This is a genomic window from Microbacterium sp. NPDC056234, from assembly GCF_042267585.1.
Taxonomy (GTDB): Bacteria; Actinomycetota; Actinomycetes; order Actinomycetales; family Microbacteriaceae; genus Microbacterium.
In genome coordinates this window covers 131,871-153,807 of record NZ_JBHJTE010000006.1, presented here as the reverse complement: position 1 = coordinate 153,807, position 21,937 = coordinate 131,871, and the positions used below count along the sequence as shown (strand labels likewise).

Annotated in this window: 24 protein-coding genes and 3 tRNA genes; 14 read left to right on the top strand and 13 right to left on the bottom strand. The window is 67.9% G+C overall.

From position 1 onward, the window contains the following. Positions 1-4 precede the first annotated feature (4 nt). From deoC to ACFCYE_RS16395, 7 genes are all read right to left on the bottom strand, one after another. Entirely contained in the window at positions 5-1,000 is a 996-nt protein-coding gene (gene deoC, locus ACFCYE_RS16425; RefSeq protein ID WP_376180459.1) for a deoxyribose-phosphate aldolase, read from the bottom strand. Positions 1,001-1,002: 2 nt separating this feature from the next. Then, positions 1,003-1,998: a sugar-binding transcriptional regulator gene (locus ACFCYE_RS16420; protein WP_376180457.1), complete on the bottom strand. Its 996-nt coding sequence runs from the start codon at positions 1,996-1,998 to the stop codon at positions 1,003-1,005. Between the two features lie 103 nt (positions 1,999-2,101). Then, complete coding sequence (locus ACFCYE_RS16415; protein WP_376180456.1) at positions 2,102-2,743, bottom strand: ATP-dependent Clp protease proteolytic subunit; 642 nt, start codon at positions 2,741-2,743, stop codon at positions 2,102-2,104. A 21-nt stretch (positions 2,744-2,764) separates the two neighbouring features. After that, a complete protein-coding gene (locus ACFCYE_RS16410; protein WP_376180455.1) occupies positions 2,765-3,361 on the bottom strand; it encodes an ATP-dependent Clp protease proteolytic subunit in 597 nt (198 codons plus the stop codon). Between the two features lie 80 nt (positions 3,362-3,441). Next, positions 3,442-3,936 carry a tetratricopeptide repeat protein gene (locus ACFCYE_RS16405; RefSeq protein ID WP_376180453.1) on the bottom strand — a complete coding sequence of 165 codons (495 nt, stop codon included), beginning with the start codon at positions 3,934-3,936 and terminating at the stop codon, positions 3,442-3,444. A 67-nt stretch (positions 3,937-4,003) separates the two neighbouring features. Then, positions 4,004-5,488 (bottom strand): trigger factor, encoded by a 1,485-nt coding sequence (tig, locus tag ACFCYE_RS16400; RefSeq protein ID WP_376180452.1) that lies wholly within the window; start codon positions 5,486-5,488, stop codon positions 4,004-4,006. Positions 5,489-5,547: 59 nt separating this feature from the next. Continuing rightward, positions 5,548-5,621, bottom strand: a tRNA-Pro gene (locus tag ACFCYE_RS16395). Between the two features lie 109 nt (positions 5,622-5,730). Here ACFCYE_RS16395 and ACFCYE_RS16390 point away from each other — a divergent pair. Both ACFCYE_RS16390 and ACFCYE_RS16385 read left to right on the top strand, forming a co-directional pair. Further along, positions 5,731-5,801, top strand: a tRNA-Gly gene (locus tag ACFCYE_RS16390). A gap of 106 nt (positions 5,802-5,907) precedes the next feature. Further along, on the top strand, positions 5,908-7,353 hold the full coding sequence (locus ACFCYE_RS16385) for a tyrosine-type recombinase/integrase (RefSeq protein ID WP_376180450.1): 1,446 nt from the start codon (positions 5,908-5,910) through the stop codon (positions 7,351-7,353). On the opposite strand, the gene ACFCYE_RS16380 is transcribed toward ACFCYE_RS16385, so the two are convergent. Continuing rightward, positions 7,350-8,045 (bottom strand): helix-turn-helix transcriptional regulator, encoded by a 696-nt coding sequence (locus ACFCYE_RS16380; protein ID WP_376180449.1) that lies wholly within the window; start codon positions 8,043-8,045, stop codon positions 7,350-7,352. The two genes, ACFCYE_RS16385 and ACFCYE_RS16380, sit on opposite strands and share 4 nt — an antisense overlap. A gap of 122 nt (positions 8,046-8,167) precedes the next feature. Between ACFCYE_RS16380 and ACFCYE_RS16375 the strand changes: the two genes are divergently transcribed. The 12 genes from ACFCYE_RS16375 (at position 8,168) to ACFCYE_RS16320 (ending at position 18,112) form a co-directional block, all read left to right on the top strand. After that, positions 8,168-8,593, top strand: a complete 426-nt coding sequence (locus tag ACFCYE_RS16375) for a helix-turn-helix transcriptional regulator (protein WP_376180447.1) — start codon at positions 8,168-8,170, stop codon at positions 8,591-8,593. Further along, a complete protein-coding gene (locus ACFCYE_RS16370; RefSeq protein WP_376180445.1) occupies positions 8,590-8,796 on the top strand; it encodes a helix-turn-helix domain-containing protein in 207 nt (68 codons plus the stop codon). Before ACFCYE_RS16375 ends, ACFCYE_RS16370 begins: the two co-directional genes overlap by 4 nt. 2,174 nt (positions 8,797-10,970) lie before the next feature. After that, positions 10,971-11,510: a hypothetical protein gene (locus ACFCYE_RS16365; RefSeq protein ID WP_376180444.1), complete on the top strand. Its 540-nt coding sequence runs from the start codon at positions 10,971-10,973 to the stop codon at positions 11,508-11,510. Positions 11,511-11,523: 13 nt separating this feature from the next. Continuing rightward, positions 11,524-12,357, top strand: a complete 834-nt coding sequence (locus ACFCYE_RS16360) for a hypothetical protein (protein ID WP_376180443.1) — start codon at positions 11,524-11,526, stop codon at positions 12,355-12,357. A gap of 205 nt (positions 12,358-12,562) precedes the next feature. After that, positions 12,563-13,150: an HK97 family phage prohead protease gene (locus tag ACFCYE_RS16355; RefSeq protein WP_376180442.1), complete on the top strand. Its 588-nt coding sequence runs from the start codon at positions 12,563-12,565 to the stop codon at positions 13,148-13,150. Then, positions 13,143-13,466 carry an HNH endonuclease gene (locus ACFCYE_RS16350; protein ID WP_376180441.1) on the top strand — a complete coding sequence of 108 codons (324 nt, stop codon included), beginning with the start codon at positions 13,143-13,145 and terminating at the stop codon, positions 13,464-13,466. Before ACFCYE_RS16355 ends, ACFCYE_RS16350 begins: the two co-directional genes overlap by 8 nt. A gap of 541 nt (positions 13,467-14,007) precedes the next feature. After that, positions 14,008-14,066, top strand: a tRNA-OTHER gene (locus ACFCYE_RS16345). 27 nt (positions 14,067-14,093) lie between these two features. Further along, positions 14,094-15,278 carry a hypothetical protein gene (locus ACFCYE_RS16340; protein ID WP_376180440.1) on the top strand — a complete coding sequence of 395 codons (1,185 nt, stop codon included), beginning with the start codon at positions 14,094-14,096 and terminating at the stop codon, positions 15,276-15,278. A 100-nt stretch (positions 15,279-15,378) separates the two neighbouring features. Continuing rightward, positions 15,379-15,951, top strand: coding sequence for an alternate-type signal peptide domain-containing protein (locus ACFCYE_RS16335; RefSeq protein ID WP_376180438.1), 573 nt, complete (start codon positions 15,379-15,381; stop codon positions 15,949-15,951). 24 nt (positions 15,952-15,975) lie between these two features. Further along, on the top strand, positions 15,976-16,476 hold the full coding sequence (locus ACFCYE_RS16330) for a hypothetical protein (RefSeq protein ID WP_376180436.1): 501 nt from the start codon (positions 15,976-15,978) through the stop codon (positions 16,474-16,476). After that, on the top strand, positions 16,473-16,967 hold the full coding sequence (locus tag ACFCYE_RS16325; protein ID WP_376180435.1) for a hypothetical protein: 495 nt from the start codon (positions 16,473-16,475) through the stop codon (positions 16,965-16,967). Before ACFCYE_RS16330 ends, ACFCYE_RS16325 begins: the two co-directional genes overlap by 4 nt. Then, positions 16,964-18,112 (top strand): signal peptidase I, encoded by a 1,149-nt coding sequence (locus tag ACFCYE_RS16320; protein ID WP_376180433.1) that lies wholly within the window; start codon positions 16,964-16,966, stop codon positions 18,110-18,112. The genes ACFCYE_RS16325 and ACFCYE_RS16320 overlap by 4 nt, the downstream gene beginning before the upstream one ends. 36 nt (positions 18,113-18,148) lie before the next feature. On the opposite strand, the gene ACFCYE_RS16315 is transcribed toward ACFCYE_RS16320, so the two are convergent. The 5 genes from ACFCYE_RS16315 to gap form a co-directional block, all read right to left on the bottom strand. Next, the gene (locus tag ACFCYE_RS16315) at positions 18,149-18,502 is read right to left on the bottom strand and encodes an RNA polymerase-binding protein RbpA (protein WP_376180431.1); all 354 of its coding nucleotides are present in this window, start codon (positions 18,500-18,502) and stop codon (positions 18,149-18,151) included. Then, positions 18,502-18,750, bottom strand: a complete 249-nt coding sequence (gene secG, locus ACFCYE_RS16310; RefSeq protein ID WP_376180429.1) for a preprotein translocase subunit SecG — start codon at positions 18,748-18,750, stop codon at positions 18,502-18,504. Before secG ends, ACFCYE_RS16315 begins: the two co-directional genes overlap by 1 nt. 82 nt (positions 18,751-18,832) lie before the next feature. Next, positions 18,833-19,624, bottom strand: a complete 792-nt coding sequence (gene tpiA, locus ACFCYE_RS16305) for a triose-phosphate isomerase (protein ID WP_376180427.1) — start codon at positions 19,622-19,624, stop codon at positions 18,833-18,835. Then, a complete protein-coding gene (locus ACFCYE_RS16300) occupies positions 19,615-20,829 on the bottom strand; it encodes a phosphoglycerate kinase (RefSeq protein WP_376180425.1) in 1,215 nt (404 codons plus the stop codon). Before ACFCYE_RS16300 ends, tpiA begins: the two co-directional genes overlap by 10 nt. 9 nt (positions 20,830-20,838) lie before the next feature. Then, positions 20,839-21,849, bottom strand: coding sequence for a type I glyceraldehyde-3-phosphate dehydrogenase (gene gap / locus ACFCYE_RS16295; protein ID WP_376180424.1), 1,011 nt, complete (start codon positions 21,847-21,849; stop codon positions 20,839-20,841). Positions 21,850-21,937 lie beyond the last annotated feature (88 nt).

Below are 21,937 nucleotides of genomic sequence, written 5' to 3'. Positions count from 1 at the left end.
CTTCTCAGTCGATCGTGACGTAGTCGGGGCCGGAGTAGTGGCCGGTGGCGAGTTTCTGACGCTGCAGCAGCACGTCGTTGAGCAGGCTGGATGCGCCGAAGCGGAACAGATGCGGCTGCAGCCATTCCTCCCCCGCCGTCTCCGCGACCGTGACCACGTACTTGATGGCATCCTTCGACGAGCGGATGCCGCCGGCCGGCTTGACGCCGATCCGCTCGCCGGTGGCGCGGTGCCAGTCGCGGACGGTCTCGAGCATCAGGAGCGTCGTCGGCAGGGTCGCCGCCGGCTGCACCTTGCCGGTGGAGGTCTTGATGAAGTCGCCGCCGGCCAGGATGCCGAGCCACGATGCGCGCTTGATGTTGTCGTAGGTGTTGAGCTCGCCGGTCTCCAGGATCACCTTGAGCGAGGCGTACGTGCCGTCCTCACGGCGGCAGGCTTCCTTCACCCGGGCGATCTGATCGAAGACCAGGCCGTATCGCCCGGACAGGAACGCCCCGCGATCGATGACCATGTCGATCTCGTCCGCGCCGGCAGCGACCGCCTCGGCGGTGTCGGCGAGCTTGATCTCCAGCGACGCGCGTCCGCTGGGGAACGCCGTGGCGACCGCCGCGACCGAGATCCTGCCGTCGTCCGGGTCACCGTGAAGCGCGCCGAGCGCCTCGACGGCGTGCGGCACCATGTCGCCGTACACGCAGACGGCGGCGACCAGCGGCGTCGACGGATCCGCGGCATCCGGCGTCTTCGCCTTGGCGACCAGCGATCGCACCTTGCCCGGGGTGTCGGCCCCCTCGAGCGTGGTGAGGTCGATGAGAGAGATGATCTTGTCGAGCGCCCACGCCTTTGACGTGGTCTTGATCGATCGGGTGCCGAGTCCGGCAGCCCGCTGCTCCAACCCGACGGCATCGACGCCGGGCAACCCGTGCAGGAAGCGGCGCAGTGTCGCGTCGTCCGGGTCACCGCCCAGCACATCGACCGCAGTTCTGCGGGTGAGTTCTTTCATGGTCACTGTTCCTCCAACAATGCTCGGGCTGTGGGCTCGTCGGTCACCAGGACGCGGCACAGGCCGCTGGTCACGACTGTACGCGCGATGTCGTGCTTGGCGGCACCCGCGGTGACGAAGACGGTGTGCTCTGCGGTGCGCAGTCGGTCGAGGGACACGCCGACCGTTCGGGCGTCCAGCTCGGGGTCGACGACGTTGCCGTCGGCATCCACATACCGACCGAGAACGTCGCCGACGGCTCCCCGACGGGCGAGCTCGGCGACATCCTCGACGTCGAGGTACCCGTTCTCGACGTGCGCGGATGTGCGGTCGCAGGGCCCGGCGCTGAAAAGGAACGCGTTGGCCTTCGCCGCCTGCTCCAGCACGCCGGCGACGGTCCGATCGGACTCGATCGCCTGCTTGGTCTCGATGCGCTCGAGGATCGCGGGACTCGGCAGCAGCGCGACCTGCCCGGCGGCTCGCTGCGCGATGGTCGCGGCGAGTTGAGCGGCTCCCCCGGATCGCCGGTTCAGGCTCACGCCTCCGTTGAGCTGCACGACGGTGACGCCGTGCGCCCATCCGTCGACGAGTGATTCGGCGACGGCGGTCAGCGTACGCCCCCAGCTGACGCCGAGGACGCGCGGCACCGGGCGCAACGCCGCCAGATGATCGGCGGCGCCCTGGGCGACGCGCTCGAGCGTGGTGGCTTCATCATCGGAGGCCGGGACCACGACCGCATCCGTCAGATCGAAGCGTTCGGTGAGCAGGCGCTCGACGCCGAGCCGCCTGGCGCGAGGATGCACGATCTCGATGCGCACGATGCCGCGCTCGCGCGCCTGGGTCAGCAGTCGGCCCACCTTCCAGCGGGAGATCTTCAGGAGGGCGCCGATCTCGTCCTGCGTCTTGCTCTCGTCGTAGTAGAGCTCGGCCACACGTACGGTGAGCAGATCGTCGTCCACGGCATCCTCCTTCGTCTCCAGCGTACCGAGCGTGCGACGCATGCGCATCCGCGTGCTCATATGAGCAGCGGGTGGGTGCACCGATGCGCATTCGCAGTGCGTGGACACACGAAGAGGGCGATCCGGCATCATGCCGGATCGCCCTCTTGGTCGGATGCGAGACTCAGGCGCGCTTGCGCGTGGTCAGCACCTGGTCGACGATGCCGTAGTCCTTCGCCTGCGCGGCGGAGAGGATGTTGTCGCGATCGATGTCGCGGTTCACCTTCTCGACCGGCTGACCGGTGTGATGCGCCATGGTCTCCTCGAGCCAGGTGCGCATGCGGAGGATCTCCGCGGCCTGGATCTCGATGTCGGATGCCTGGCCCTGACCGGCCTCCCCCATCGCCGGCTGGTGCATGAGCACGCGGGCATTGGGAAGTGCGAGGCGCTTGCCGGGTGCACCGGCCGCGAGAAGCACCGAGGCGGCCGAGGCCGCCTGGCCGAGCACGACAGTCTGGATCTGCGGCGCGACGTACTGCATCGTGTCGTAGATCGCCGTCATCGCGGTGAACGAGCCACCGGGCGAGTTGATGTACATCGTGATGTCTCGCTCGGCGTCCTGGCTCTCGAGCACGAGCAGCTGCGCCATGACATCATCGGCAGAAGCGTCGTCGACCTGCACGCCGAGGAAGATCACGCGATCTTCGAACAGCTTGTTGTACGGATCCTGGCGCTTGAAGCCGTAGGCGGTGCGCTCCTCGAACTGCGGCAGCACGTAGCGGCTGGAGGGCAGGTTGCCTGCGGCGCGGAAAGTGGGAGTGTGCATGGGAATCCTTTCGCTTTCCGCTTACTTGTTGTCCGGCTCGGTGCCGCCGCCGCCGATGACGTCGCTGGCCGATTCGCGGATGTGGTCGACGAAGCCGTATTCGAGCGCCTCGTCGGCGGTGAACCAGCGGTCGCGGTCGCCGTCCTCGTTGATCTGCTCGACGGACTTGCCGGTCTGCGCGGCCGTGATCTCGGCGAGGCGCTTCTTCATCGACAGGATGAGCTGCGCCTGGGTCTGGATGTCGCTCGCGGTTCCGCCGAAGCCGCCGTGCGGCTGGTGCAGCAGCACGCGGGCGTTGGGCGTGATGTACCGCTTGCCCTTGGTGCCCGCTGTCAGCAGGAGCTGGCCCATCGAGGCCGCCATGCCGATGCCGACAGTGACGATGTCGTTCGGCACGAACTGCATGGTGTCGTAGATGGCCATGCCTGCCGTGATCGAGCCGCCGGGCGAGTTGATGTAGAGGTAGATGTCCTTCTCAGAGTCCTCCGCGGCGAGAAGAAGGATCTTCGCGCAGATCTCGTTGGCGTTGGCGTCGCGCACCTCTGAACCAAGCCAGATGATGCGGTCCTTCAGCAGCCTGTCGAAGACGCTGGTCGCGACAAGTGGTTCTGCAGCCATTTCAGCTCCTGTTTCCGTGTTCGATGATTCGAATCTACCGGCGTCGACACAACGCTCAGGTCGTGTTCGCCGTCGGCATATCAGGTGTCGTGGTCGGCGATCTCATGCGCGTAGGCGGTCATCGATCGGTGATATCTCGGCAGGTGCGGGACCAATGCCAGCAGCGCGACCGACAGCCCGCGCGCCGGGAGGCCGGAGCTGGCCAGCACGAGTGCGTGCACCACCGCGACCGCGTCTCGGTACGGAGAGTCGGGATGCTCCTGCGCCTCAGCGACGACCAACGCCAGTGCTTCGTCGAGCTCGCCGACGTTGCGCAGTGAACTGGCGAGCTGGATCACGGCCTGCGGCCGGTGCTCCTCATCGAGTCCGAGTGCGAGCGCGCGCCGGTACAGGTCCACTGCCTCCGCCTCGCGCCCCGCCGAGTCCCTCGCCCCTGCTCGTTCGAAAACGGCTCTGCCGTCATCGGGTCCCCGTTCGGCGGCGATGGCGTCGATGCGGGCGATGATCTCGGCGCCGACGACTTCGCCGCTCGCCGCCGCCCAGACCGCCTCGATGCGTTCTTCCCAGGTGCTCATCTGTCTCCCCTCCATGCAAGAAGGCGGATGCCGAAGCATCCGCCTTCTCGTCAGTATCGCGTTGCGATCACTCGGCCTTCTCGGCCTCGTCCTTCTTCGCAGCCGGCTTCTTGGCAGGAGCCTTCTTCGCGGCGGGCTTCTTCGCGGCCGGCTTCTCAGCCTCGGGCTCGTCCGCCTTCTTGGCAGGAGCCTTCTTCGCCGCGGGCTTCTTGGCCGGTGCCTTCTTGGCCGGCTTCTCCTCGGCCGGGGCCTCGGCTTCGGCGTCGTCCTCGTCTTCGACGGCGATGAAGTCGCTCAGGTCGACGGCCTTTCCGTCGGTGTCCACGACCGTGACCTTGCCCAGCGCGATGGCGAGAGCCTTGTTGCGGGCGACCTCGCCGACGAGAGCGGGGATCTGGTTCGACGACTGCAGTGCCTCGACGAACTCCTGCGGAGCCATTCCGTACTGCGCTGCGGACTGGATGAGGTACTGCGTCAGCTCATCCTGCGAGACCTGAACGTCGGCCTGCTCGGCGATGGTGTCGAGCAGGACCTGGGTGCGGAACTGCTTCTCGCTGGCCTCGGTGACCTCGGCGCGGTGCTCGTCGTCCTCGAGACGGTTCTCGGACTCGAGGTGGTTGTGCACCTCGTCCTCGATGAGCTGCGGCGGCACCGGGATCTCGATCTTCTCGAGCAGCGCATCGACGAGCTGGTCGCGCGCTGAGGATCCCTGCGTGAACACGCCCTGCTGGTTGACGCGCTCGGCGACGCTCTCGCGCAGCTCGGCGATCGTGTCGAACTCGCTCGCGATCTGAGCGAAGTCGTCGTCAGCCTCGGGCAGCTCGCGCTCCTTGACGGCCTTGACGGTCACGGAGACCTCGGCCTCGCTTCCGGCATGGTCGCCGCCGACGAGCTTGGAGCGGAACGTGGTGTCCTCACCGGCGGTGAGGGACTCGATCGCGTCGTCGATGCCCTCGAGCAGCTCGCCGGAGCCGACCTCGTAGGAGACGCCCTCGGCACGATCGATCTCGGCGCCGTCGATCGTGGCGACCAGGTCCAGTTCGACGAAGTCGCCCTTCGCAGCGGGACGGTCGACCGGGATCAGCGTGCCGAAGCGGGCGCGCAGGCGGTCGAGCTCTTCGTCGACGGCTGCCTCATCGGTCTCGATGGCGTCGACCGTCAGCGTGATGCCGTCGAACGAAGGGATCTCGATCTCGGGACGGACGTCGACCTCGATGTCGACGAGCAGGTCGCCCGTGAAGTCCTTCTCGTTCGGCCATTCGATGATCTCAGCGGCGGGACGGCCGACGATGCGCAGCTTGTGCTCCGTGGCGGCTGCGCGGAAGAAGCCGTCCAGGCCCTCGTTCACGGCGTGCTCGATGACCGCGCCACGCCCGATGCGCTGGTCGATGATCGGCGCGGGGACCTTGCCCTTGCGGAAGCCGGGGATCTGAACGTCCTGAGCGATGTGCTCGTAGGCGTGCTTGATGCTGGGCTTGAGGTCCTCGGGGGTGACCGTGATGCTGAGCTTGACCCGGGTCGGGGTCAGCTTCTCGACGGTGCTGTTCGCCATGCTGGTGTGTTCTCCTTGTGGTTCCCGCGCAGAAGCGCGGCGTGACGCGTGTGGGACAGTCGGGGCGACAGGATTTGAACCTGCGACCTCCCGCTCCCAAAGCGGGCGCTCTACCAAGCTGAGCTACGCCCCGGGGAATCCGCACGCAGATTCAGCCCTGGGAAGTCTAACGGACAAGAGCGGCCCGAACTGTCCGCTATGCTTATCCAGTCGGTTCCCGACCCGCCAGCCGGGCCGGATCCGGGGCTGTAGCTTAATGGTAAAGCCTCTGTCTTCCAAACAGATGACGCGAGTTCGATTCTCGTCAGCCCCTCGCCTAGAAACACCTGGTCAGCCCGGGTTTTCCAAGCGGCTCTGTGAGTGAGTTCAGACCCTCGCGTGCAACATCGTGCAACCGCACGGCACGGAAGGTATCTGAGATGCCCAGCACCACCACACCCGCCCGCCCCGCTCGCTCCAATCGGCGCACGCCCCGCGACTCCCCCGCGGCCCCGCGCACGCGGAAAACGGACGCAACCAGTTTGCGTGCCAGCGGTGCCCTGAAATCCAACGGATTCGGGACCGTCCGCCCGCTGCCGTCCGGCAGGTATCAGGCATTCTTCACATCCGAAGGCCACCGGGTCACCGCGCCCGGCACGTTCGCGACCGCGGACGATGCCCGCGCCTGGCTGGACGATCAGGCCAGCGACCGCCGCCGGGGCCGCTGGCACGACACCCGCAAGGCCGAGAACATCACCCTGGAGACGTTCGCCCGCGGCTGGGTAGCGTCACGCCCGGACCTTTCCCCCAAGACGCTGGAGCTATACGAACTGAGCCTGCGGCGCTGGATTCTGCCCGCCATCCCCACCCCGGACGGCGGGAGCATCGAACTGGGCACCGTCCGCCTGGCGGACCTGTCCGTGCAACTACTGACGCGCTGGCACGCCGCCGTCCTCGTAGCCGCCCGGCAATCGTCGGTGGCCAAGTACACCCCGCACCGTGCCCGCGCCCCGCACCCGGTGCGCACGTGGGCGAAAGCGCAGGGCATCGACGTGGCCGCCACGGGCCGGATCAGTCCCGACGTGGTGCGCGCCTGGGAGGCGGCAGGGTCCCCGAAAGCGGCACCGGCACCGGCCCCCGCCCCAGCGGTGATGCAGGCGGGCCGGACGGCAACCTCTCGCGCGTTCGGTCTGCTCCGCGCCATCCTGAACACCGCCGTGCGGCAGGACATCCTGCCGCGGAACCCGGCGCTGTCCGTGGAGGGCACCGGCAAGCCGAAGCGCCGCCGCCGTGGCGTGGCCACCGTGGCCGAGGTCCGGGCGCTGGCGGCACACTTCCCCGAGCACCTGCAAACCGCCGTTCTGCTGGCGGCCTGGTCGGGCCTGCGTCATGCGGAACTGTTCGGGCTGGCCCGCCGCCATGTGAACCTGGACGCGGGGACCGTGACCGTGGAACGCGCCCTGCTGCGGGTGAGCGGCCAGCCCGTCGATTTCGGCACCCCGAAGTCCGAAGGGTCCTACCGGACCGTGCACCTGCCGGGATTCGTGGTGGACGCCGTGCGCGACCACCTGGAGCACCACACCGCCCCCGGCCCGGATGCCCTGATCTTCACGACCACGCGCGGCGGGGCGGTAAGCCCGTCCTGCACCAGCCGCCTGATGCACCACGCCCGCAGGGCCATCGGTCGGGAGGATCTGACCTGGCACGACCTGCGCCACACCGGGGCGACGCTCGCCTACGCCGCGGGCGGGTCCGTCCCCGACGTCCAGCAGAGACTGGGCCACAGCACGGATGCCGCCGCCCGCATCTACCAGCACACCTACGCCGGTCGGGATCAGGCCCTGGCCGCTCGCCTGTCCGAGTTGTACGACCCGCTGGCCAGCTAGTCCCGCTCCCCCGTCGATGCCGCCCCCTGAACCGCCTGGTTGGGGGCGGCATCGACGCCGTCTGAGGTGATCGTCAGGCCGTCGCGAAGGCGGTAGGTGGCCGGTGGAGCGTCCTCCCGCCACTCCAGCGGGTCGATGCCGCGGAACGCCGACCGGTCCGCTTTGACGCGCCGAACGTTCATCCCGCCCGCGCCGCTTGTCTCCGTGTCCTTGCCGCCGAGCGCCAGACCGAACGCGAACACCGCATCATTCAGACTGTTGTTCTCGATGAACGACCGGCGGGCGCGAGACGCGGTTTCGCTGGCCCGGTGGTCAGGCGAAAGTGCGTCCAGGTCCGCCGCGACTTTGAGGCGCAGTGCTTCCATCTCCGAGACGGCATCCAGAATCCGCTGCCGCAGGCGGATGCCGTCCCGCACATGACCGATGATGCCCTGTAACTCCGGGTCCAGCGGGCCGCGGTAGAGCTGCTGCACGTCAATGCTGAGGACATCGGCAATTTCCATCGCTTCCGCGAACGTCAGCGTGCGCCGCCCGGCGATAATCTCCCGGATCGTCTTGGGGTGCCAGCTGGCCCCGGCTGCCTGAAGACCCCGGACCAGTTCCGCCTGGGTCATGCCTGCCAGGTTCAGTTCCTGCCGCAGGCGTGCGCCTATCGCCTTGTCCGTCGCGCCCTTGAATTCGTCGGTTGACATAGCCCCACCCTAGGGGACGATTCCGCCTCTTTCAATAGGGCTATTTCTCGCGTGAGGATCATTCCGTCATCGCTCGCACCGCTCGCCGGTCGGGCTTGCCGAATGAGAAGGGTCCTCACCGCATGGTCAAGTTGCTCAGCGTCTCGGAGCTTGCCGAGCGCATCCGCCGAACGGACACAGCTGTCTACGGTCTCCGCAAGCGCGGCGGGTTGCCGCCCGCCGCGCTGCTCGCTGGTCGGTTGGGCTGGCGGGACGACGATATTGAATCCTGGCTGGCGGGCATCTACGCCGCCGAGCCGGTCGGCCCGTCCGACGCTGCCGAGTGGGTGGCAGGCGTCCCGCTGCTCACCCTCGCAGAGACCGCGGCGGCCATCGGACGATCCACGCGCACGATCCGCCATATGCGGGCGGCAGGTGACGCGCCGCGGGGTGCCGTCGTCGGGGGCCAGTTGCTGTTCCGCGCCGACGATGTGTCGGCATTCGTGGACTACCGTTCGCGGCTGTACGCGCCCACCGCGACCCCCACCCCAACAGGGGTGCGTCAGTGAGCGCGGCGGCGGGTGACCTGCCCCAGATCGAACCGGGCGAGGTCCTGGAGAAGACCGAATACGTCATGGCGCGGTTGCAGTGCTCCCGCACATTCGTGTCCGAAGCCGTGGCCCGCGGAGAGTTGAAGGCATACCGCGTCGGCAGGCACCTGCGCTTCCGCGCCGCGGACGTGGACGCCTATATCGAAGGGCTGCGCACATGACCCCCGAAACGGCGGCGGCAGTCTGGCGGGCCGCCGCCGCCCTGCCGACTGAAGTTCGACAGCATCCGGGGTCCCGGCAGTTCCGCAACGAACTGCGCCGCACCTGCCCCCCTGCCTGCCTGCTGACCCGCCGCGAACTGCGCGCCCTGGGCCGTGCGGTAGGTGACGCACAGAATCACGGGGCGGACTGATGGACCGCGCATGGATCGACCCCAACGCCTGCCGCCCGGGCAGGCGTCACCGGTTCTCCCCCGTGTCCGGCTGGTGCGACCACGGGTGCGGCAACCGCGATGATGGCCGCATCGTGAGTCGCGCAGGCGTGGTGATCCGCCCCGGCCCGTCCGGGGTGATCGCCGCGCCAGCGCAGGGCGTCGCCGGTGGGGATAGCTAATGGTGGCGCGGCACTCGGATGCGGGCCGCGACTATATGGCGTGGGCATTGGCGATTCCAGTACGCGGAGTGAAAAGCACCGGCCAATATAAGGTGCGTTTCGTCCTGATCACAATGTGCTTGTTCGTGAACACGGAAGGGCTGGCGTGGCCCGGGCGAGACCGAATCGTTGAATACTGCCCACTGCTGTCACCGCGGGATGTGCAGACGGCGTGGCGACTATTACGTGAGGACGGATTGATTACCGATGTGGGGCGCGTGCGGAACGCCACGCGGTGGCGGTTGAACGCGCCGCAGCTGTCAGAACTGTGACGGGCCAGCCCGTCACAGTTCTGACGGGCTGGCCGCCGGAGTCTGACGGGCACTGTGACGGGGCATCTGACGGGCACTGTGACGGGCACTGTGACGGGGCTGCAACACCCCCACTTAAGAACGGAAGAAAACAGAACAGAACTAACCCCCTGTAGTCCCCCACCGCAGATCTCTAAGTAAATGTTGAACAACAATGGACATTCACGCGGAAATGCATTCATTGCACACTCGTGCGAATGGGCGCGTTTTTCTGGCACGGAATCGTCTCCGTTGACTTCAGTGCTGGAAGTTTACCCGGGACCTCAGAAACAATTCGGGAATGCGACCGCGACAAAGAAATGCATTTCGGAATTCGTGCCACCATTCCGAATCAACGCACATTTGAAAGGCAAAGGCCATTGCAGCAATGTGGTACGTGATTCGCTGTCCTAAATGCGGCTGGTATAGCCCCGCCCGCCGGAGCACCGGCCTGGCGGTAGCGGCCTGGCGGGTGCATGTGCTCCACGGTCACCGCGACGCCATGCCGCAAGCCTGACCCCTCCCGGCCCGGTGTCTGACCACCCGGGGGTATCGTCGCCGCCATGGGACGAAAGCCGGGATCATCCATGTTGGAGCTTGGCCGCTGTCAGGCGGGGCACCTGATCGTGGGCGAAGCTTCCGTGATCCGTCGCGGGGCCAGTGTGCGGTGCCGTGAATGCGCGCACCAGTCGCAGGTCCGCCGGGACCTGGGACTGCCTCCGCGGAAGCGCCCGGCCAAGCAGACCGAGGTTGGCCGGTGCAATCGTGCTGGTCACGAATGGAACAGCCCCGACGATTTCACCGAGTACGTCTACCGCTACGCCACCCGGGTGCACCGAGTCGTGATCTGCCATATCTGCCAGCGCGAGACCGCAAACACCCGCGACCGCCTGCGGTCTGCCTGAGCGTCAGCCGCCGCATTTCAGGCTTTTACCTTGACGGCCCGGCGGCGACGGTGGATGCTGGGGGCATCGACCCGTTGAGTAGTCGTAGGACGGCACCGGGTTGAGAGTCGTTCGGACGCCCGCCTCTGGCTGCGGGTGCTGGTGCGCCGTTTGGGTGCCTAGCCGAATCGCCGGATGACCTGCCCCGTTCGGCGCGGGTCTCGCCAGACCAAGTGGCGGCGTGGGGATAGCCTGCGCCCGGCCCCGCTGCGGTGCTCCACGCAGCGGGGCCGGGCACAGGCGCACCCCAGATATCCCAGGCTCACCGGGCCGTCTTGGTCGCACGACTTCCGAGGATTGATCGCCAATGTCCGACATCACCCGCCCAGACGGCACCCACGACCCCCAGAACCAATCCCCGACCCTGCCCACCCTGTCCGGGCGGTGGTCCGGCTCGAAGGCGACCGACGTGGACTGGGTTGAGGATCCCGACAGTCCGTTCTATGTGGCCCCCGACCTGCGGGGACACTGGGCCGCCGCATCCGCTGCGCGGCACGGGAATGGTCTCCGATGACCACGACCGACGCGGGCACGCCGGTCGCCCCCTCCGGGTATGCCGCCCGTGACTGGATAGAAGACCCCGACAGCCCCTTCTACGTCACCCCCGAGCTTCGGACGCACTACGCGGCTGCGGCGGCATCCGGGGTCGGCGACGTCGACTACTACACCCGTCATCCGGTGCGCCGGATGACCAAGGTCGACGGCAAGCGGACGGATGAAGGCACCGTGCAAGCGGACGCCCCACTGCCCTACGAGATTTGGGCACATGAAGTCCGCTCCCAGGACGCGCAGCGCCGGTACGCGGAAGCGTCGCGGCCACCGACGCCCAAGCTGGTGTGCCCGGCCTGCGGCACCGCGGGCGGGACGGTCTGGCTGAAGCGCGCCAAGCTGCGCTACGACATCTCGATACCGGTCTGCTCCGACCAGTGCGCGGCGGTTCTGTCCCACGCCTACTGGGCGGCCCTGCCGACCGTGGACGGCGGTCAGACGCGCGCCGAGCGTGCGGCGCAGTACGTGTCCCAGCTGGTCGCCGCGGAGCGTTCGGACTGACCGGGCGGATGTGATGTTCGCGAAAATCCGGCGACACCTGTTCACTGGGATGCCGCCCGCGTTGGCCATCGCCGCTGAGCACATCGCCCAGCATGGCGGGGTTGCTGTCATTGGTCGGGCGGTCGTATTCGGGGAACGCGGGCTGGTGGGAAAAGGCAGCTACGTGTTCTCGCACGCCGTACCCGCCGACGCGCGCCCCGATCTGTTCTTCGGCCACGCCGGGCAATCCGGCGACCCGGAGGAAGGCGACCGCGCCTCTGCCCAGGTCGGGACGTGTGAGGCCGCGATAGCCACGCGGTACGGGTTCGATGTGGTCTGGCGAGTCGATGCGAACGCCACCGCGCTGCATCGCCTCCGCTACGCGCTGCGGGAAGGCATCACCGGGCTGTCTCTAGAGGACAACCGGGCGCGCCGGGTCGAATGGGAGGCGCTGGACCCGGAGGATCCCGACCGGATGGCCAATCGCGTTAGCGCGGTGGCCCCCACCGGGGTCGCCCTGGTGGACCGGCCCGCTTTCCCTGGCTGTCGCGTCGCCGCCGTGGTCGGCCCTGAGAGCCTCTATTCCTTTCATCCGGGCATCGGGGAAGTGGTGCACCGGAGCGGCCAAATCGATCACTCCGACATCATGCGATTGGAAGACCGCGCGACCGCCGCCGGACGCATCGAACCGGTGTCCTGGCAGTTGAGCACCGGTCGGGCCGCTGGTGCGTCCACCTGGCAGATGGAACGCCTATATCCACCGCCGCCGACCAGTCTGGAGCGTCCCCGCGGTGTTCAGGACTACGTGAACAACCGTGGCGAGAACGTCCAGATCGGCCCCGTGGTCCCGTTCGGCTGGGTTAGCTGACAAGTGGTGACGCGATGCCGACCGCCCGCACCCGACACCGCCCGCAGGTCGCTTGCCCGATCTGCGGCGGCGTCGTGTCCTCCCGCGTCCTGGAATGGCATCTGGCCAATCGGCACGATGACGGACCGGCCATAGCCCTGGACCCTGCCACCGAAACCGGAGCACCACCCCGCACCACCCCGCCCACCGATCCCGGAGCTAGCTGATGGACACCGCCACCTATATCGACCCCAACGCCCTGCACACTCGGTCAGCCGATGGTCGCCACTACATCGAAGGAATCTGCGTCCCCTACCAGCGCATCACCCACAGCGCCGGACCCGTCCCGGAGCAGTTCGAACCGGGCGCGTTCTCCGACCTGTTGGCCAGCCGCGCCCGAGTGAAGCTGACCGACTACAACCACTCCCGGGAACGGGTCCCGGTCGGCTACTCGGAAGCGTTCGAAGAACGCCCCACGGGCCTCTGGGCGCGATTCCGGCTCAACCGCACACCCGAGGGCGATTCCGCCCACGCCAACGCCGTGGAAGGCGTCTACCGGGGCCTGTCGGTCGGGTTCGTCGCCCGACAGCACGAAATCCGATCCGGCGTCCGGCACGTCCTCAAAGCCCGCCTAGACCACGTGTCCCTGGTGGAGACGCCCGCCTACGCCGAAGCGGAAATCCTCGCCGTCCGCGGCGCGCGCTTCGACCCGGAACCCTACCGGCGACTGCTCACCCCGCCGCGTTACACGCCGACACCGAGCATGCCAGAGGGCGGCCTGGTCGCCGCCGTCGCCCGCCTGCGCCATGACTGACGGAACCGAGCAACCCCGGTGCCTACGCTGCAAACGGCGACACCGCCCAGACCTGCCCTGCTGGAAAGGCAAGCACCGAGACATGGTGACCGCCATGGTGCTCCGCGAATCGCGCACCTGCTGGATATGCCGAGGAACAGCCACCACCGCAGATCACATCCTGGCCCGGTCCCGCGGCGGCGATGACCAGCCGGAGAACCTGCGCCCCGCCTGCGGACCGTGCAACAGCGCCCGCGGCGCGCGCCAGAACCCCTTCACGGCAGAAGAACCAGTCCAGCCCGCCGGGGTGACCCTCTCCCCCCGCTGGCGGCGCTAGGCCCACCGCCCGTGGGCCACGTAGGCTGTCATCGCCTGCCAGCACCGCGCCCCCCGCTCCGCGTCATCACGCCGAGCGGGGGGCGCTTGTGCATCATGAACCAAAGACGCCCCCACCTGGTATCCATTCAGGTGGGGGCGTCGGTTGACGCGTCTGGAGGTTGCATCGGAAACGATGCTAGAGGACGCCGCGGGGCCAGTTTGGCCATTATGAAGCCAAACGGATACCGACTTTCAGCGGTCGGGTCTGCGTCCTGCGCCGGGGCGCGAACGTGCGTCCTCTGTTTTCGGAATCGGCTCGCGCCCACCCAGCCCGGCGTGCAACATGCGCACCGAGTCGCCCCTCGCCTGACGGTCCACGATCCGCGCCGCCTCGGGTGTGTAGGCGTGCAACCGGCGTGCAACTTCGTGCAACTTGACCCCCCGAAAATGGCCTTCGGAGACAGATTTCAGCGACGTTGACGGACCGCACGGACGACACGTGTTAAGCTCTAAACCACAGGTAAGAGTACAAATCCGCGGAATCACGCGGTTGCACGCATGGGGCTGGAACCGAGCTTCCAAACAGATGACGCGAGTTCGATTCTCGTCAGCCCCTCCACTCCTGAGTTCATCGTGAGGAGGCGCTGTGACCGGACAGCACCTCGACGGCGAACACGACCTCCCCGCGACCTTCTCCAGCGCTATGCCGCTGGTGCGGCCTCGGTCGCGCCGACGGCGCGCGATCTGGGTGGTCGTCGCCAGCGCGTTGATCCTGATCGTCGGCGCCGGAATCCATGCGGCCGCGAACCTGCACTACGACGACTCACTGGTGGCATTCCAAGACGCGGGAACGGTCGCCGAGAATCGCCGGACGGCCCTTGCGTCGGATGCCGATGAGCTCGACACCGCAGCGGATGCCGCGGCCGGCATCGCCGCCGCCGACAGCGGAACGCTGATGACCGTCGAGGTTCGACAGGCTCTGGACGCCACGATCGCAGAGATCGAGACGACGGCCTCCGACGCGGATGCCGCGACGGCGGCATCCTTCCCCGACGCGGGCGTCAAGCCGACATGGACGTGGGAGCTGTTCGCCGAGAGCGCACGCCTGGCCGACGAGAAGGCGGCCCTGCAGGAGCGGACCGACCGCCTCGAGTCGCTCAGCCAAGACGTGACGGATGCCCGAGAGAGCGTCGAGGAGACCGCCATCGCTGCCGCGCAGGCAGCGGCAGCCGCGGCAGCCGATCTCGAAGCAGCACATGTGAACGCGCGCAATCCCGAGATCATCGCGATGCGCACGGCAGCCGCCGTCGTCGCCGGGATTGCAGAACTCGATGACGAGGCGACGGTACGATACACGGAGCTGGAGTCGGCGGCCGCGGCCATGCTCGAGAGCGAACGAGCCGAACTGGCCGAGAAGGCCGGCCCGCTCTACGACTCCCGCGTCGAGATCGAGGCGTTCGCGCGCTCGCTCGCGCCGGACGTCCTGCTCGACTTCGATTGGGCGCCGACGGTTCCCGGCTACGACGGGCCGTCGCACGGTGGCTGGACGACGTGGTGGTACGGCGATCCGGGCTACTCGACCATCGCACTGTCGGACTACATCGCCGATTCCTGGCCGGCGGAGTGGGCGAAGGCACTCGTCGCGCACGAGGTTGGCCACGCGATCAGCGTCAAATGCGAGGCACTGTACGACGCGTCGGACCAGGACACCATCGAGGCGTGGGCGACAGCGTGGGCCATCAGCATGGGCTTCAACGACCCGGCGAACGGCACCGACGTATACGGTGCCCCGCCGAGGTCGCTGATCGACGCGGCCGCCGGGTGCCGCTGAGGAACCGATATTCCGGTATCCAATTCTTCCGAAGCCGATTACGCTTGCGCGGAAGAGGACGGGCGCATCCCCAAGTGCCCGATGGAGAGGGGCACTCATCATGGACGAACCAGTGGAGTCGCGCACGGAGCAGCGTTCAGGCAAACGGACGATGGCGATCATCGCGATCGCGGCAGGAGCGGTGCTCGTGCTCGGCGGAGGGGGGACGTTGGCCTACTGGTCCACCACCGCCACGCTCGGCGGCGGAACCGTCGTCAGCGGTGATCTGGACCTCCAGCCGGCCGGTGCGAGTTCGTGGACGCTGACGCCGGAGGGCGGAACCGCAGTGCCGGTGACCGACCTCAGCACGGTCGACATCGTGCCGGGCGATACGCTCACGCTCGCAGGAGACTTCACCATCACACTCGTCGGAGACAATCTCGTCGCCGATCTCGTCGTCGCCGACGTGGCCAGCCTTCCCACGGGCATTCTGCCGCCGGCCGTGAGCGTCACCGACGACGGCGGCGCGACGTTCCCTGGCACGGGGCTCACGGATTCGCTCAACGGCGAAGTCATCAGCGTCGAGGTGGCGTTCCAGTTCGACCCGGCCACGAGCGGGACGGACCTGCAGGTGACGGACTTCGTCTTCGAGGACGTCGCGCTGACGCTCACCCAGGTCGACCCGGCGCCGTAACCTCTCAGCCATCCGCAGGATGCCGTGAAGCGGCGAGCTCTCATCGGAGTCGCCGCGGGAGCCGTGCTGGCTCTCGCGGCGGCCTCCGGCGTGTCCGCCTACTGGCAGGCGCAGCAGACGCTGCCCGGAGGCGTCGCGTCCAGCGGCGACCTCGATATCCAGGTCGGCTGGAACGGCGGCAACGCGTGGGGCGCCATCAGTCCGGGTGCGACGATTTCGAAGCGCGCCACGATCACGGTGCTCGGAGCGGGGACGTCGCTCAGCACTCGCCTGACGGCGACGGCGACGAACGCCGTCGCCTTCGACCCGTACGTGACGCGTTCGGTGCGACTCGACGACTGCTCCGGCGCCCAGGGTGTCGTGCTGCCGGCTTCGGGATATCCAGACGCGGGCGGACTCGCTCCCGGATCTCAGGTCACCGTGTGCGTGCGGTACACGCTGTCCGCCAGCGCACCCTCGACCCTGCAGGGACAGGATCTCGCGCCGAACATCACATTCGAACTCACGCAGAGGAGCGGCGGATGAGGACTCGACGCCGCAGCCGCTCGCGGATCATGCTCGCCGGGCTGCTCGCCGGCGTCGTGCTCGCCGGCTCGTCCACCGCGAGCGCGTACTGGTCCGCATCGAATACGCACACCGGCACGTCGGTCGCGGGATACACCGCACCTGCACCCGCGACGATGACGTGCGCGAATTCAGGTCTGCCGCCGCTGACGCAGACGGCGACGGTGAGCTGGAGCACCGTGGCCGGCGCCAACCGGTACAACGTCGTCATCTCGCGCACGGGCGGGGCTTCGACCACGAACGTGGTCAGCACGACCTCAGCCAGGCTGGATAGCGGACTGCTCGGGAACCTGCTCACCGGCCTCCTCGCTCCGACGACGCTCACCGTGCGGGTCTTCCCCGCGTACGTCAACGGCAGCAGCGGGCTGTGGATCTCGCCGAACTCCCGGGCCTACACGGCGACATCCGTGCTCCTGCCGATCGGAACGACCTGCGGAGCGGCGGTCCCATGACCCCTGCGACGCACCGCTCTCCTGCCCGCCGAGTCCGCGGCATCCTCCTCGGTGCTCTGCTCGCGATCGTCTGCGCGCTCGCCCTCTTCACGGTCGTCGTCCCGTTCCTGCTGGGCGGGCAGAGCTACACGGTGCTCACCGGCAGCATGCACCCTGCCCTCGAACAGGGCCATCTGATCGCTGTTCGCCCCACGCCGATCGCCGACATCCGCGTCGGCGACGTCGTCACCTACCAGCTGCATTCCGGCCAGCCGGAGGTCGTGACGCATCGCGTCGTCGCGGTCGGCGTGGACGGCACGGGCGAACGCATCCTGACCACGCAGGGCGACGCCAACAACGTCGCCGACGCCGCGCCGGTGCGAGAAGTCCAGATCCGCGGCATCCTCGTCTACGCCATTCCATGGTTGGGCTGGATCAACATCTGGGCGACACCATCGGTCAAGTCCGTGGTCGTCGCGATCATCGGGATCCTCGCGATCGCATGGGGGGTCATGGCTCTCGCCGGCGACGTCGTGCGCCGACGGCGCCTCTCGGCCACGGCCGCTGCGGCCGTCGCCGTCGTCGCCGCGCTCGCCGGCGTGCTCACTGCCGCGCCGCCGGCACAGGCGACCTCCGCGGAGGCGTCCCCGCTCTTCCTCAGTCACGACGGCGTCACCTGGACGCAGGACGGAACTCTTCGCCTACTCGAAGGCACGCGTGCCCTCATCCCCGGCGACACGCTCGACGTCCCGCTCTGGGTGCGCAACGCCTCCCCCGACGTCGCGGGGGCCCGGATCGAGACCGCCTGGGTGCCGACGGACCCGGCATCCGCGGCCGACGTCGAACTCGCGGAGGCGCTCACCGAAGCCGCCCCGTGGCGCACCGAACGCGACCTGCGCGCCGGCGCCAGCATTCAGGTTCCCCTGCGCGTCGCTCTCCCCGCCGCAGGGAGCAACGACCTCCGCGACGCATCGGCCGCGCTCGAGATCACTGTCACACTCTCGCAGGCTTCGGCTGCTTCGGACTCCCCGCCCGCGGGAGGCGACACGCTACCGGCGACGGGAGCCGAGCCTCCGATCCTCGCGCTCGTCGGCGCCTCGGTGCTGATCCTGGCGGGAGCGGTCGTGCTCATCGTCCGACGAATGCGGAAAGGCCCCCGCGACTGAGCAGTCGCGAAGGCCTTTCCGAAATGCTGTGGAGCGTTACTGACCCCGCCGCTCACGCAGCTGCGTGAGCGCGTCCTCGAGAAGCTGCTCCGCCTCGACGTCCGTGCGGCGCTCCTTCACGTACGCGAGATGCGTCTTATAGGGTTCCGTCTTCGACAGCGCCGGCGGGTTCTCCCGGTCGCGTCCGGCCGGAAGCCCGGAGTGCGGGTGATCGATCGTGTCCGGGATCTCCTCTTCGGGGAGTCCCGCAGCGAAGTAGCGCACGGTCTCGTTGCCCAGACCATCCCAGTAGGACACCGCGATGCGGTCGGCATGATAGCCGTGGTCCTGCTCGCCCATCGGGCCGGAACCGACGCGGGTTCCTCGGATCGCATTGCCGCCGGTTGCCATCACATCACCTCGAACTTCGTAATGAGACCCAGTGCGACGATGGAGACGAACCAGGCCAGTGCGAGAACCACCGTGAAGCGGTTCAGGTTTCGCTCGGCGAGGCCGGATGAGCCGACGGCCGTCGACATCCCGCCACCGAACATGTCGGACAGACCGCCGCCACGACCCTTGTGAAGAAGGATGAGGAGAGTCAGCAGGACGCTGGTGATGCCCAGCACGACCTGCAGGACGAACTCAAGAACTTGCACGTGAAAAGCCTTTCGCTCGGGCCGAAATGCCCGCGTAACGGTCAAGTATACGGTGCGGCGGGGCCGAAGCCCCGCCGCACACTCACACTCCGACGTGCTTCTGGAACCGGATGATCGCCGCGAACTCGTCGACCACGAGGCTCGCACCTCCGACGAGGGCGCCGTCGACATCGGGCTCGCGCATGAAGCTGGCGATGTTCGAGGACTTCACCGAACCGCCGTACAGGACGCGCGTGCGTGCCGCGGCATCCGCATCGAGCGTTTCGGCGAGCACGCCGCGCAGGGCGGCGCAGACGTCCTGCGCCTGCTGCGGCGTCGCGGCCTGGCCGGAGCCGATGGCCCAGACCGGCTCGTACGCCACGACGATGTCGGCGGATGCCGGGACGCCGTCGAGCGCAGCCTTGAGCTGACCGGCCGGAACGGCGCTGGCACCGAACTTCTCCAGGTCCTCCGCCGTCTCACCGACGCAGATCACCGGGACGAGTCCGTGCTTGAGCGCGGCCTTGACCTTGCCCGCGACGACGTCGTCGGACTCGGCGTGGTACTCGCGCCGCTCCGAATGCCCGATGATGACGTACTTCGCGTCGAGCTTGGCCAGGAACGCTCCGGACACCTCGCCGGTGTACGCGCCCGAGTCGTGCGCCGAGACATCCTGCGCGCCGAGGGCGAACGGGATCTTGTCGGCGTCGATCAGCGTCTGCACGCTGCGGATGTCGGTGAACGGCGGGAACACGGCCACCTCGACCGAGTCCCCCTCGTGTCCGGCATCCTTCAGCGTCCAGTGCAGCTTCTGCACCGTCGCGACCGCCTGCAGGTGGTCGAGGTTCATCTTCCAATTGCCCGCGATCAGCGGGGTGCGCGAGTTCACGCCCATCCGAGTACCTCCAAGCCGGGGAGCTTCTTTCCCTCGAGGAACTCGAGGCTGGCCCCACCGCCGGTGGAGATGTGGCCGAACTGGTCATCCGCGAAACCGAGCTGACGAACGGCGGCGGCGGAATCGCCGCCTCCGACGACACCCAGGCCGTCGACCTCGGTGAGCGCCTGCGCCACGGCCTTCGTACCGTTGGCGAACGCCGGGAACTCGAACACGCCCATCGGGCCGTTCCAGAACACCGTCTTCGAGCCTCGGATCGCCTCTGCGAACGATGCGGCGGTCGCCGGGCCGATGTCCAGGCCGATACCGGAAGCTCCGGCAGCCGTCTCCTCGATCGCGTCGATCGAGACGGTCTCGTGAGCAGCATCCGCGGCGAACGAGGCCGCGACGACGACGTCCGTGGGCAGCACGATCTCGACGCCGCGCTCGGCGGCCTCGGCGATGTAACCGCGGACCGTGTCGAGCTGGTCCTCCTCGAGAAGGCTCGATCCGACCGCGTGGCCCTGCGCCTTGAGGAAGGTGAAGAGCATGCCGCCGCCGATGAGCAGGCGGTCCACCCGCGGAAGCAGATGCGAGATCACGCCGAGCTTGTCGCTCACCTTCGAGCCGCCGAGAACGACCGAGTACGGGCGCTCGGGGTTCTCGGTGAGCCGATCGAGGACACCGAGCTCGGTGGCGATCAGCAGCCCTGCCGCAGAGGGCAGGATCTGAGCCAGCTCATAGACGCTGGCCTGCTTGCGGTGCACGACGCCGAAGCCGTCCGACACGAGCACGTCGCCGAGATCGGCGAGCTGCTGCGCGAACGCCTGGCGTTCGGCGTCGTCCTTCGAGGTCTCCCCCGGGTTGAAGCGCAGGTTCTCGATCACGGCGATACCGCCGTCCTCGAGCGCGCCGACAGCCTCCGAAGCCGACTCGCCGACCGTGTCGCGCGCGAACGCGACGGGCTTGCCGAGCAGCTCGGACAGGCGCTGGGCGACCGGCGCCAGGCTGTACTTCGAGTCGGGTGCGCCGTCCGGGCGCCCGAGGTGCGAGCAGACGATCACGCGGGCGCCGGCGTTGAGCAGCGCGTTCAAGGTCGGCAACGAGGCGCGAACACGGCCATCGTCCGTTATGACGCCGTCCCGAAGGGGAACGTTGAGGTCACAACGGACGATGACGCGCTTGCCCTCGAGCGACCCCAGGGATTCCAGGGTGCGCAGAGACATGTTCGGTTCTCAGAGACGCTCTGCGACGTACTCGGTCAGGTCGACGAGACGGTTGGAGTAGCCCCACTCGTTGTCGTACCAGCTCGAGACCTTGACCAGGTTGCCGCTGACGTTGGTCAGGGTGGAGTCGAAGATCGACGAGTGCGCGTTGTGCACGATGTCGCTCGAGACGATCTGGTCTTCGTTGTACTGCAGGAATCCCTTGAGCCGGCCCTCGGCCGCGGCCTTCTGGTACGCGGCGTTGACCTCGTCGACGGTCAGGTCGTCACGCGTGGTGATCAGCGTGAGGTCGACGATCGAGCCGGTGGGAACCGGAACGCGGTACGACGAGCCGGACAGCTTGCCGTTCAGCTCCGGCAGGACCTCGCCGATCGCCTTGGCTGCACCGGTGGAAGCCGGGGTGATGTTGATGGCCGCTGCACGTGCGCGACGCAGGTCGCCGTGCGGACCGTCCTGCAGGTTCTGGTCGGCCGTGTAGGCGTGCGCGGTCATCATGAAGCCGCGCTCGATGCCGAACGCCTCGTTGAAGACCTGAGCCAGCGGCGCGAGGCAGTTGGTGGTGCAGGAGGCGTTGGAGATGATGTGGTGCGCAGCCGGGTCGTAGCTGTCCTCGTTCACGCCCATGACGAACGTGGCGTCGACGCCGGTGCCCGGTGCCGAGATGAGGACCTTCTTGGCGCCCGCCTCGATGTGCTTCTTGGCGAGCTCCGCCTTGGTGAAGAAGCCGGTCGACTCGATGACGATGTCGACGCCGAGTTCGCCCCACGGCAGACCGGCGGGGTCGCGCTCGGCGAAGGCCTTGATGGCCTTGCCGTTGACCGTGATGCTCTCGTCGTCGTAGCTGATGTCGGCGTCCAGGACGCCTCCGACCGAGTCGTACTTCAGCAGGTGCGCCAGAGTCTTGTTGTCGGTGAGGTCGTTGACAGCGACGATCTCGATGTCTGCGCCCTGCGCGAGGGCCGCGCGGAAGTAGTTGCGTCCGATGCGGCCGAAGCCGTTGATGCCGATCTTGACAGACACTCAGGTCTCCCTGTTTCTCGTGCGCTCGCGCGCTGTATTGATGGAGAAGTTCGTGGACGACGGCGTCCCGACGGGCAGATTGTCCGTC